Raw genomic sequence first — 11,718 nt, forward strand, 5'->3', positions numbered from 1 at the left:
CTTGTTCTGCGGGCGCTTTGCCCGGTCCGGATTTCTGTTTCATCTTCGCTCCTTACGGCTACGATGAACCAGAAATCCTCTCTCCGTGAAGTCCCTCAATTTGTCTCAGGGGTGCTGACGGGGAACACTTCAATGCGCCGGGGTCTGGCGGGCTTTCGCCGTTTGCGTCCTTGCTCGGCATCGGCGCGCGCGCTTCGGGTGGTCCGGTCAGTGCAGGGCAGGCCTACGTCGTCGGCGAGAACCGTCCTGAGCTTTTTGTGCCGAACCAGAGCGGCACCATTATCCCGCAGATTCCAACCGCACGATCGGGCGGGGGCGGCGCCATGACTGACGCTCGGTCCTACAGTATCGACGCGCGCGGCTCGCAGATGACCGAGCAGCAATTCCGCGCCATCCTGCAGGAGCATGGCCAGCAGACGCTGCGCACCGCCGCAGCACAGGCGCCGATGGCGGTCATGAACTACAAGCAGCGGTTCGGCTAATGGCGTTCCCGGTTGAGGTTGACAATCTGCTGGCGTCCAATTCGGCGAGTGCGGGCGTCGCGTTCCTGATCCGGTTCTCGTTTCGATCGGCCACCAAGCTGGTCTGGACCGGCTTTGGCCGGCTGCCGACGCTCGATGGCGCCGTCTGGGAGGGCGTTGGCGACGTCGTGAACATTGGCGGCATCAGCGGCTCGCTGTCCGGCACGGCTCCATCAGGGACGCTGACAGCGTCCGGTGTGTCGCCGGATCTGCTGCCGCGCGCGATCGGCGGTGCCGACGACTATCTGCAGCGACCGGTGCAGATCCTGCTGCAGGCCTTCGACGACCGCCGGCGGGTCGGCAATCCGTGTCCGCTCGACTTTGGCCTGATGACCGGCATCGAGGTCTCCCGCAACGGCGACAGCCGTTCGCTCGCCATCAACTACGAGAGCCCGTATGTCGGACGCAGCAACCCAAGAGGCGGTTGGTATTCGGATCGGGACCAGCAGCTCCGCTTCCCCGGCGATCGGGGCTGCGAGCGCGTTCCGTTCCTGCTCTTCCATAAAGAGAATTGGCCGGCCTATTGAGCTGCGTCTGGCGGCATTCCTGGTCGGCGCTGCGGCGCGCCCGTTCAAGCTCGGTGAGTTCGATTGCGGGCTGTGGGGGGCGGACTGGTGCCTCGAGGTCACGGGCCGCGACCCTGGCGCATCGTTCCGCGGGCAATACGCAACGTATGAGGATCTGGCAAACCTTGCGGGAGCGCGTGGTGTGCAGGGATTGTTCGCGCAGGGATATAGAAGCATTGGCATCAAGCGCACGTCACGACCTTCGACAGGAGACGTCGCCTTGGTGAGCATTGCAGGCGCTCCGGTTGTGGGCGCGATCGTCATGCAGCGCTTGTCCTTTGTCCTGTCGGAGGGCGGTGGTGTCGCCCGCGTTCCCTTGGCGAATGTCCGTGTTGTGGCGGCCTGGTGCATGAATGGCTGAGACGGTCGGATTTCTCATTCTGAACGCGGTGTTTGAGGCCGGGCCAATCGCCGGGTTCACATGGTCCGCCAGTACCGCGGCCATCGTCGGCAACGTCGCGATCGCGACGGCGGCGATCGGCGCGAGCTACGCGCTGTCGCCGGACGCGCCGACATCGAAGGCCAGCGACGGGCAGATCATCACGCGGCAGGCCTTGCCGACGCGCCGACGCTATTACGGCTACGTCAAGATCGGCGGCGCGCTGGTGTTTTCCGAAACCAAAGCGGGTATCCGGTATCAGATCTACGCCCTCAATCAGGGGCGGCTCGACCACTATCTGGAACACTGGCTTGCCGACGTTCATGTGATTGTCGATGGCGGCGGCGTCGTCACCGAATCTTACTCGATGGGAGACAATCATTTTGTGACGCTGGCCGCCTCGCTGGGCACCGATGACGAAGCGGTCGTCGAAACGGTCAATGCCTTCTTCCCGGATATCTGGACCGTCGATCACCGGCTGCGCGGCGTCGCCAAGGTCTTGTTGACGACCCGGCAGCCCGGCCAGGAGGACTTCAGCAAGGTATACCCGGGCGGCCAGACGCCGGTGCACCGCTCGGTGGTGGCAGCCAGCCCGGTGTGGGATCCGCGCCAGCCCGGGCAGGACCGCAACACCGAGGCCGGCTGGAGCTTTTCGGAGAACGCCGTTCTGAACATTCTGGACTTTCATCGCGATGAAGATGGCATGGGTCTCGGCTCCTTCGATGGCATTTTCTTCACCGATGCCGCGATTGCGGAAGACTGGATTCCCGCAGCGAACATCTGCGACGAGTTGTTGTCATTAAAGGGCGGCGGCACCCGGATGCGATACGCGCTCGGTGGCGGTTACGATCTGCCGGCGCCGACCAAGACGACACTGTCCGGCATGCTGGCCGCCTGCGACGGCTGGATCTATCAGCGCCCGGACGGCGCGATCGGCATCAAGGTCGGCAAGGTCGTGGCGCCAACCGTCACGATCGGGCCGGACGACATCCTGACTTACACCGGCTTCCGCAAGGGCGGAGCCTACACGTTGACCCCGGTGAACAAGATCACCGGCAAATACACCGAGCGGCTGCTGGATTTTCAGGAGCAGGATGCCGACCCCTGGCTCGACCAGGACAGCATCAACCGCTACGGCCGCGAGGAATTGAAGGACGTCCAGCTGCAGTGGGTGCCGTTCCACCCGCAGGCGCGGCGCCTGATGAAGCTGGCGATGTGTCGCGCCCGGCCGGAGTGGTCCGGCACCATCGTGACACGCCTCAGCGGCATTCGCGCTTATTCGGAGCGTTACATCCACCTGGTGATCCCCGAACTCATGATCGACGGCACATTCGAGTTCACCGCGCCGTGGTCGATCGACACGGCGTCCCTGACCTGCACCATGTCGGTCGCGTCGCTGCCGCAGGAAGCATTCGACTTCGATCCAGAGACGGAAGAGGGGACGCCACCCGCGGTGCCGGGATCGGCCGGGCCCGACGTGATCGAGTCGCCTGCCAGCGTCGAGGCCGACGTTGAAGGGAGTGTCATCAGGCTTGTCTGGAATCCGTCGGGGCGCGACGACACGGCGGCGGAGGCCGCCTACAGCGTCGCCCTGGCGGACGACTGGATTGCCGTCGATATCGGCGTGTCCGGCCTTTCTGCAACGACGCCGACGTTGACGGCGGGCACTTACGATATGCGCGTGCGCTGGGTCGTCGGCGGGTTGTCGTCGGATTGGGTCATCGTAGACGGGATTGTTGTGACCTGATGCTGACATTCCCAGCGATACTCAAGCCGAGCGCAAATGCCGGCGGCTTCGCCCCGTTCCTGAAGTCGCTGTCCGGCGGTCAGGCCATCTCCGGCACCGAGCAGGTGACCGGCCAGATGGTCGACCGCTGGCAGGCGAGCTACCAGATCCCGATCCGCACGCCGGACGCGGTGCTGGCGCTTCGCGCGTTCCTGTTGTCGATGCGCGGCAGGCTGAACACCGTTGCGCTGCCAGCGATCGACGGAGGGCGCGCGCCCTGGGAGGTCGATCGCTTCGGCCGACGCCAGACGCCCGGCCATGCGCGCGACCGCTTCAAGTCGCTCGACGGCACGGCCTTTGCCGCGCCGGCCGGGCTGGCCGATACGCTGATCACGGCGAAGGTCGCGGCGGCGGCCTCGGCGATCGATACGGAGCTCACCATTGCCATGGTGAAAGGCAGCGCGCCGCAGCCCGGCCACCTGTTCAGCATCGGCCCCCGGCTCTATGCGATCGAGAGCGTCGCCGGCGACGGGCCGTATGACCTCACGATCTGGCCGTGGCTGCGCGAGGACGTCGCGATCAGTGCCGCCGTCAACTTCACCTCGCCGGTCTGCAAGATGCGTTTTCAGACCGACAACGAGGGCATCGAGACGCTGAAGAGCCTCAACCTGTTTCGCTTCGGCACGGTCACCCTGAACTTCGACGAGGCCGCCTGAATGTCCGGATCCATCACGATGCCGCGGTCGATCGTCGATCGCCCGTTCACCTATGCGAAATGGGAAATCGATCTGTCGCAAGACTGGGAAGACAGCTTCGTGGTGCGCGAGGGCGAGAAGCCAATCGACCTCACCGGCAAGCGGCTGGAATGGACGATCCTGCCGCGGTTCGGACATTCAAATTCCATCTATGTTGCCACGTCGGCCAACCAGCGTGACATCTCGATCGACGACGCGGCTCGCGGCGCGGTGACGATATTCATCCAGCAGGCGCAGCTCGCCGACATCTTCCCGGCCGGCGCCTGGCATCACTTCTTCACCTTGATCGAGGACAGCGTTCACATCCATGCGCTGAAACGCAACGTGTTCCGCGGCGACTTCATCGTGCATGCCGGGCGAGGTGGCTTATGATTTCGCAGGACTTCACGATTTACACCTCGGAAGATTGGGCCGCCACCATCGCGCTGCCTGGTGCCGGCGATCTCACCGGCGCCACAGCGCTGATGCAGGTGCGCCTTTCGGCCGATCATCCCGACGACCTGGTCGACCTCTCCAGCACGCCCGACTCCAATGATGAGGGCAACAGCTTCACGCTGAATGTCGGCGCGAAGACCGTGGCGCTGGCGATCCCGCAGGACGCCGTCGCGGAGTTCGTGCCGGGCAGCTACGTCTACGACGTACTGGTGATCTATGCGGCCGGCGCGCGCAAGCGTGAAGCAGAGGGGCGCGTGTTCGTGAAGCGCGGCATCACCGACGCCGTCCGCGCCGATCCGGTCTACGTGCTCGATGTCGGCGGCGCTGTTTTGGAGACTGGTTAGTCATGTGGCTTCGTAGAAAGAATATCGACCAGACGGCCGCCAGCACGACGCTTAGCGGCGGCGATCGTGTCCTCGTTGCGCAGGGAGATTCGCCCATTTCGAAGTGGGTGCTGTTGTCTGCAATCCTGACTTACGTGGGCAGTGTCATTTCTCGGCTTGCCGGCAATGGCTCTGGCACGAGCCTCTGGGTTGGCTACGGCTCGTCGCTTGCGCCTTCCGCAACCCCTGACTCCATCAGCATGGGTAAGAGCTACTCCAATGCGGCGGGCCAGAACCCAAAGATCATCCTTCTTGATCATTCGACAGTGTATGGCCTAGGTGTATCGGCGGGCCAGCTTGATTACATGGCTCCGGCGACGGCGGCGCATGCCTGGTATATCGCAGGCTCGATGAAGATGAAGCTCGACACGAACGGCAAGTTGCTGCTCGATGCCGATCCAACCGTCGCGCTCGGGGCAGCGACGAAGCAATATGTGGATACGTCGATCTCGACCTACGTCGCGGCGCAAGACGTGATGGTTTTCAAGGGCGTTGTCGACGCGTCGACGAATCCGAATTATCCGGCGGCGGACAAGGGCGCGACCTATCGCATCAGTGCCGCCGGCAAGATCGGCGGCGCGTCCGGTGTCAATGTCGAGCAAGGAGACCAGTTGCTGTGCCTGGCGGATGGCGTGGCGACGGGCAACCATGCGACGGTTGGTTCATCGTGGTCCATCACCCAAGCCAATATCGACGGCGCGGTGATCGGCCCCGCCAGCGCGACGGACGGAACGCCAGCAGTTTTCTCCGGCCCGAGCGGCAAGGTAATACTCGGCACGACCTACCCCTTATTCAAAGCAGCCCTGGGCCTCGTCAAGGGCGATGTCGGGCTCGGCAACGTCGACAACACGTCAGACGCCAGCAAGCCGGTTTCAACCGCGCAGGCCGCGGCTATTGCTGCTGTCTCCCGGACCTCGTCGATAGTGCTGCGTACCTTCACCGCGTCAAGCACTTACACGCCCACAACGGGGATGATCTACGCGTTAGTGGAGTGCATCGGTGGCGGCGGTGGCGGCGGTGGAGCGGTGACGAACGCGGGCGAAATACGAGCGGGCGGCGGCGGGCAGGGCGGCGGACGATCAATCAAGCGCGTGACGGCTGCAGATATTGGCGCATCCAAGGCGGTTGTGATCGGCGCCGCCGGCGCGGGAGTCTCCGGCGCGAACGGTACTGCGGGCGGTGACACCACTTTGGGCGGCACGATTTGTGTAGGCAAAGGTGGCGCCGCGGGCATCGCGGGGACCACCTCTATCTTTGGCGAGGGCGGCTTCGCCAGTACCGCGGGTACGGGAGACATTACGACACCCGGAATAGCGGGAGGATCTGGCGGTATCGGGTCAATAGCAGCCCCTGCTTACCTTCCATCCGGTGCTGGCGGATCATCGCCCTACGGCTCCGGCGGAAAGCCCTACGTCAACACAGCAGTCACAACCGGATACGCCGCGCTCGGATATGGGGCCGGAGGCGGCGGTGGCGTGGGGGCAAACGCCGGGAGCGCAACCGGCGGCGCCGGCACGGCGGGGATCGTCGTCATTACGGAATACATCGGCGTCTAACGTCGAGATTCCGGCAATCATCAAAGAAACCAGCAGTCAAGACAGGACCCGAACTATGCCCATGACCGAACTCCGCTCGGCCGTCATTGATGTGCGCCCTCGTGGTCCGCGCGGCCTGCAGGGCGCTGATGGCGCTCCGGGCGATCAGGTCTCGTACGAGACATTCCTGCAGGCGATGGCGGACACCATCGAGCCGACTGTCACGCATCTGCGCACATCTGGAAAGATCGTGCGCGGCATTGGCGGTGGTCTGTATGTGCGACGGCCGACCGAGCCCCTGCTGGTTGGCGGCAAGGGCCAGTCCGTCGACGGCGCGTGGTGGGAGAAGGTTGTTGCGGAGCCGGAGGCGAGATCACTGCCGACGCTGTCGTATAGCATCGATGGCGACGATTTGGCGGCTACGCTGATCAATGGCGGCCTCGGCGGCGTTGCAACGGTCGCACTATTCTCACCCTCGCTTGTGCGTGAGGGCTGGGGCGTCAAGTTACTGGCGCTCGACAACGACATAGCGTTCATCGTTGCAGCGCCTGCATACATCCGATTTAAGGGGACGCTCACTCGCGAGGTCGGTCTGCGTGCGGATGGCAATCAGGCAATTAGCCTTATTGCGGTCGGCGATGACTGGGTCGTGGAATCAACTTCGAGTGATGTCTATCCCGGCAATGACGCGAGTCTCGACGATCTCGGCGGCGTTTCCTATCGGGCCTCGCAGTCGCTAGGGCTCCGTTCCCTTCTTCGCGTTGCCGATAACATCAATACCGGTGTGGTGCATCACAGGCCGTTGATGCATCTCCTGCCCGTCTATTCGGATGCGCTGCTAACGCTTCTGAAGAATCGCTTCCCGAATACGGGCGCGGGTGATCTCAACATCTTGATAATCAGTGACAGTACGGGCGCCGGATACGGCGCGGGTGGCGCAAGCAATGTCGACTCCGTCAACTACGCCTGGCCGACTGTGTTGCGCGAGTCATTGATCAACCGGTTCTACCCTGCCACGCCTGAATCCATGCTGGGCACTGGGAATTGGGAAGGAGCGATGGTCAGCAGGCCGGTTGCTGACGCCCGCGTGCTCCAGACGGGTGCATTTGTGCCGTCTGCATTCTGGACTCTCGGCGGTGCCATGTTCGAGGCTCACGGGACTGGCGCGCCTTTCAAGGTGAAGCCAAAGCGGCCGACGAACATACTAAGGATCTATTTTCCGACGGACCCCTCCTACGGGACTATGCGGATCGATGCCAACGGTGGCACGCCGGTCACCGCAAATATGGCGACGACGGCAGGTCTCGGGTATGCGGATGTTTCGGCGGCTCTCGGCCTCAACACCTACAACATCACGTCGTATAGTGGGTATACGCCGCTCATTGGCTGGCAGGCATGGGATAATAGCGCAGGACCCTACATTCGGATCTTCAACGCCTCCATCAACGGAGGCGCGATGGTGCATTTTATTGGAGACACCTATCCTTGGGATCCGCTAAAGTTCATTGCTTGGCTACAGCCAAAACTCACGATCGTTGACTTGACCATCAACGACGGTGATCCAACGGCATCGCCGGGTGCCTCCTATGCGACTAACTTCCAGACACTGATCACGAAACTTAAGCTATTTGGGGACGTGATCGTCGTCGGGGGCAATCCGTATACGACGGGCACCAGGTCGCTGGAAGTTCAGGCCTACCGTCAGCACCTTGCAATGACAGTCGCCGCTAAGAACGGCATTCCTTTTATCAGCAAAACAGACACTGCTATTTCGGAGCCTATAATGACGGCCGCCGGGATGATGCTGCCGGACGGCGTTCACCCCATGGGTGATTGGCATGCCATCTGGGGTGAAATGCAGGCTGGGTTCATCGGCTAGTCCCAAGCCGGCTGGATGATGCTCTCAGGGCCTGCGCTACGGCGTTATAGGCCGAGCAATTCACCAGTCATGGATTCGCTTATCTAAAGCCGCCTGCTCTTCGGGGGTGAACGGCGGATATTCCTGCGGCCCCAAGGCGCGCCACAGTATCAAGAAGCGCGCCTTGAGCGTGAGGCGCTTGTCGAGTTTGTTGCTCGGAAATTCGATTATGTTCATATTCGGACCCTACCGCCGCAACTGGAAGACGTGAAGTGGCGGCCAATTGATTGTCTTAGCCTAATAGATATCTGACGACGCTCAACCGGGTCCCATGTCCCGGCAGGTTGGCGGTCCAGCGGTGCCCCGTGGGGCTTCGGGCGAATTACTCGGAGGGCAAGGCGGCAGCTGCATCGTCCCCGGCGCTCGCGGCAGCTTCAGATTATCCGGCGTTTTTGGGGGGATGTACTTCCGAAGTGGGGGCTCGCCTTCTTTGAGTGAAGTCGAAACCAAATCTGGCACTGCCGTTGCGACTTGCATCTGCATAGTGCTTGCGAACACTAGAATGAAAAGTGTCGACATCATGCTCTGCATATGCGGCGTCATCTGGAACTCTCTCGTTGGTCGATGGCTGCCTTAAAAAGGAGGTTGCTGAAACGGTCGACGACTAGCTCAGCTCCGGGTTCAGTCAAATGGAAACCATCGAACTGCACTGGAGTGGTTCCGGTTAGCAAGGGGCAATTCTTTGTAGGGCATGTAGCCGAAAAAACAGATATATACTTCGCTGGTGGGTTCTGGGCTACAACGCCCTTGATGGTCCTTTCGAGATAGTCGAGAAGACCGCTGTTGAGATCGTCGCCTGACATCCGGTCGGGATTGTTCATTCGGTATCTGTCCGCCAGAATCAACGGGACGGCCTTGTGATATGCGGGACTCGGGCCTAGCACCACAACCTTCAGGCCCGCCGCCTGTAGCCTGCTGATCGTCGTTCCCAGATGTGGGTATACTTCGTTAACGGCCGGCCATGCTGCCGATAGTACGACGAGTGCTGGTTTCAGTTCGATCGCTCTCTGCAGGGTGCTGGCGTTAAATTCGCGGCAATTGGGGCGCGCCGAAAAATCGAAGTCTACCGCGGGCGCGCATGCCGACGCGGTGGCTTGTCGGAAATCGTAACCCTTTGCCTCAGAGGCTTTTGCCAGTTGAGAAGCAAGGTGCGCCGCCCCGCTATCGCCCCAAAGGAGAAGGACTGGCCTCTGTGAATTTGACATGCACTGCGGTTTCAAGCTCGTAAAAATGTCGGCAGGACTTGGTAGGAAGCACGACCCGGTTCTGTACTGTTCGGCATTACTGTACTTGAGAAAGGCTGTGAGGCGGTTCACCTCGCCATCGACCCGCCAAGCCAAGCCGCCGGTGACGACGATCGCGATGCTGACTGCGGCGAACGCGGCAAGGCCAGCGCCAGCGAATGAGAGCGTGGCTTTCGGACTGAGCCGCAGGCTAGACCGAAAGGGCTGCTCGATTCCATAGTAGCTTAGTGCCGCAGCCGGTACCGTGAGGGCCAGCACGATGAAGCCATTAGCGGGATCGTCCTGCTGCAGGCGGTTGACAAAAAACAGAAGCGGCCAGTGCACGAGGTAAAGCGAATAAGAAATCTTGCCGATCCACGCGATGGGCGCAAAGCCCAGCAGCTTCGTGGGGAGGGTAGTGATCCGCTCGCCGGACCAGATGATGAGGGCTGCACCAACGCAAGCCGGCAGTGCGCGGGCGCCGGGAAAACTGGCCGGTGATCCAAGATAATGAAACGACCATGCGATCAGCAGCAGACCTACTGCGCCGGTAAACGCTGCGATTTTCGGGCTGCTCGTTTTCCGGAAGCCCGGCAGCGCCAGCAGTGTGCCGATCAGTAATTCGAAGGCGCGAAAAGGCAACAGGTAGAACACGGCGGGCTGATTGAGGGGGAGCATAAACTGCGCCAGCGCCAGCGACACGATGATCGCTACCATCACCGCAACTGCCGGACGCTTAAAGCGCAGTATCAAGGCGGTTACCGGCGGGAAGACGAGATAGAACTGCTCCTCGACGCCAAGGCTCCACAGGTGGAGCAGCGGCAGGTCGTGCGCCGCGGGGCCGAAATAATCCGCGATCTGGTAGAAACGAATGTTCGCTGAGAAGGCCAGAGCTGCAACGGTGGATCGCGCTAGGCCCTCAAATTCGAGCGGATGCAGTAGGAACCCGCCGGCAATTATCGTGGCGCTAATCACGCCAAACAGGGCAGGGAGGATGCGCCGCGCTCTCCTAGCGTAGAATGTCACGTACGAGAATGTACCGGCGTCCCGTTCGTTGAAGATGATCCGTGAGATCAGGAATCCAGAGATCACGAAAAACACATCGACGCCGGTGTAGCCGCCGGGGACCGCGAAGTGTCCGCTCGGGATCAGATTCAAATGAGCGAAGATGACGCCCAGCACGGCGATGGCACGGAGTCCGTCGATATGGGGCTGGTATTTGGACTGTATGTGCACTGAGCGTTCGCAACCCGGCTCGCACCGGGCCGGCTGCCCAGTTCATGCAAAAAACTACACGCTCAATCTTGGGGCGTAAAGACGGGTTGCGTGTACCGCGGTGCAGCAACCGCTTCTGACAACCTTTAAATGCCGGGCATGTGGCGGTTTGGACACGCATGGCAATCCTGATGAGGGAGCGCTTAGGTCTTCAGTACATCCGGGCTTGCCACGGCACAGAAGGTTGATAGACAGGCGAAAACACGTACTGATTGAAAAGTTCGTTCCAGCGGAAACTTTCGTCCGGTGTCAGAATGCGCCCGCCCGAGAGCAAGTTGGCAACAAGGTAATCTAACCTACGGAATTCGTCCGCTTCTTCAATGGAACTTATTTGCATTGAACGCCTCTGCTGATCGGAGGGCGAATGTCTCAAACGCGTTACGTCCTGTGCCGCAATTCTAGAGAGTAGTCGGCATCGGCCCGCCCCGCTTGGGCGAGATGAGAGATGCGAATATCCGATACATTACCGATGTCAGCAATCACCCCTACGAGTGAGGCGAATCGCGCACCTGTTGGCACCAATGAGGTACTACGGGCGCTCCGACGCAGCCTGAGAGTGATCAGCCAAAGATCCTCATGGCGAGCCAAGCGATCCCGGTCCAAGCCGCAAGAGCCAAGACCATGACGATAATGAGCGATGCACGCCGCATCTGTCCGGGGCGCGTCAGGTTGTGAGAAAGTGGAGCATCTGGAGGCCGGCGACCGCGGCGCTCACGCCGGCTCCGACGCCAAGTCCAATAATCAGTCTTTCGAGGTTGCACATAGGCCGTCCCTCCGACTGCCAGAATCCTAGTCCTCGGTCTTCCTGAGCCGCAAGCGTTGCATCGCGCATTGCCCGGCGCGGCCTGAGGGGCGCCGGCGACCAATCTGAAATTCCGATCACCACCTGACCGCCCGGATACCGCCGGCGCTGCGCTTGCGCATGGAGAGATGAGAATGAGCCCGTCGATCAGTCTCGACCTGATGAACCACTAAAGAACATTAATAGTCCGCCAGCGGATT

General features: G+C 61.5%; 10 protein-coding genes. 8 read left to right on the forward strand and 2 right to left on the reverse strand.

Features of this window, described 5'->3' with window-relative positions:
- Positions 1-170: 170 nt before the first annotated feature.
- The 8 genes from JWQ24_RS25220 (at position 171) to JWQ24_RS25255 (ending at position 8,179) form a co-directional block, all read left to right on the forward strand.
- On the forward strand, positions 171-482 hold the full coding sequence (locus JWQ24_RS25220) for a hypothetical protein (protein WP_299814212.1): 312 nt from the start codon (positions 171-173) through the stop codon (positions 480-482).
- A complete protein-coding gene (locus JWQ24_RS25225; RefSeq protein WP_299814236.1) occupies positions 482-1,048 on the forward strand; it encodes a hypothetical protein in 567 nt (188 codons plus the stop codon). Before JWQ24_RS25220 ends, JWQ24_RS25225 begins: the two co-directional genes overlap by 1 nt.
- Before the next feature lie 392 nt (positions 1,049-1,440).
- On the forward strand, positions 1,441-3,213 hold the full coding sequence (locus tag JWQ24_RS25230; RefSeq protein ID WP_299814239.1) for a hypothetical protein: 1,773 nt from the start codon (positions 1,441-1,443) through the stop codon (positions 3,211-3,213).
- Complete coding sequence (locus JWQ24_RS25235) at positions 3,213-3,908, forward strand: hypothetical protein (protein ID WP_299814241.1); 696 nt, start codon at positions 3,213-3,215, stop codon at positions 3,906-3,908. Before JWQ24_RS25230 ends, JWQ24_RS25235 begins: the two co-directional genes overlap by 1 nt.
- The gene (locus JWQ24_RS25240; protein WP_299814244.1) at positions 3,909-4,319 is read left to right on the forward strand and encodes a hypothetical protein; all 411 of its coding nucleotides are present in this window, start codon (positions 3,909-3,911) and stop codon (positions 4,317-4,319) included.
- Positions 4,316-4,726, forward strand: coding sequence for a hypothetical protein (locus tag JWQ24_RS25245; protein WP_299814247.1), 411 nt, complete (start codon positions 4,316-4,318; stop codon positions 4,724-4,726). The genes JWQ24_RS25240 and JWQ24_RS25245 overlap by 4 nt, the downstream gene beginning before the upstream one ends.
- Positions 4,727-4,728: 2 nt before the next feature.
- Entirely contained in the window at positions 4,729-6,321 is a 1,593-nt protein-coding gene (locus tag JWQ24_RS25250; RefSeq protein WP_299814250.1) for a hypothetical protein, read from the forward strand.
- Between the two features lie 55 nt (positions 6,322-6,376).
- Positions 6,377-8,179, forward strand: a complete 1,803-nt coding sequence (locus tag JWQ24_RS25255; RefSeq protein ID WP_299814253.1) for a hypothetical protein — start codon at positions 6,377-6,379, stop codon at positions 8,177-8,179.
- 60 nt (positions 8,180-8,239) lie between these two features.
- Here JWQ24_RS25255 and JWQ24_RS25260 read toward each other — a convergent pair whose 3' ends face one another.
- Together JWQ24_RS25260 and JWQ24_RS25265 are read right to left on the reverse strand one after the other, a co-directional pair.
- On the reverse strand, positions 8,240-8,395 hold the full coding sequence (locus tag JWQ24_RS25260) for a hypothetical protein (protein ID WP_299814256.1): 156 nt from the start codon (positions 8,393-8,395) through the stop codon (positions 8,240-8,242).
- A gap of 362 nt (positions 8,396-8,757) precedes the next feature.
- Positions 8,758-10,677 carry an acyltransferase family protein gene (locus JWQ24_RS25265; protein ID WP_299814259.1) on the reverse strand — a complete coding sequence of 640 codons (1,920 nt, stop codon included), beginning with the start codon at positions 10,675-10,677 and terminating at the stop codon, positions 8,758-8,760.
- Positions 10,678-11,718: the final 1,041 nt, after the last annotated feature.

The sequence above is a fragment of the Tardiphaga sp. genome (assembly GCF_028290495.1).
Taxonomy (GTDB): domain Bacteria; phylum Pseudomonadota; class Alphaproteobacteria; order Rhizobiales; family Xanthobacteraceae; genus Tardiphaga.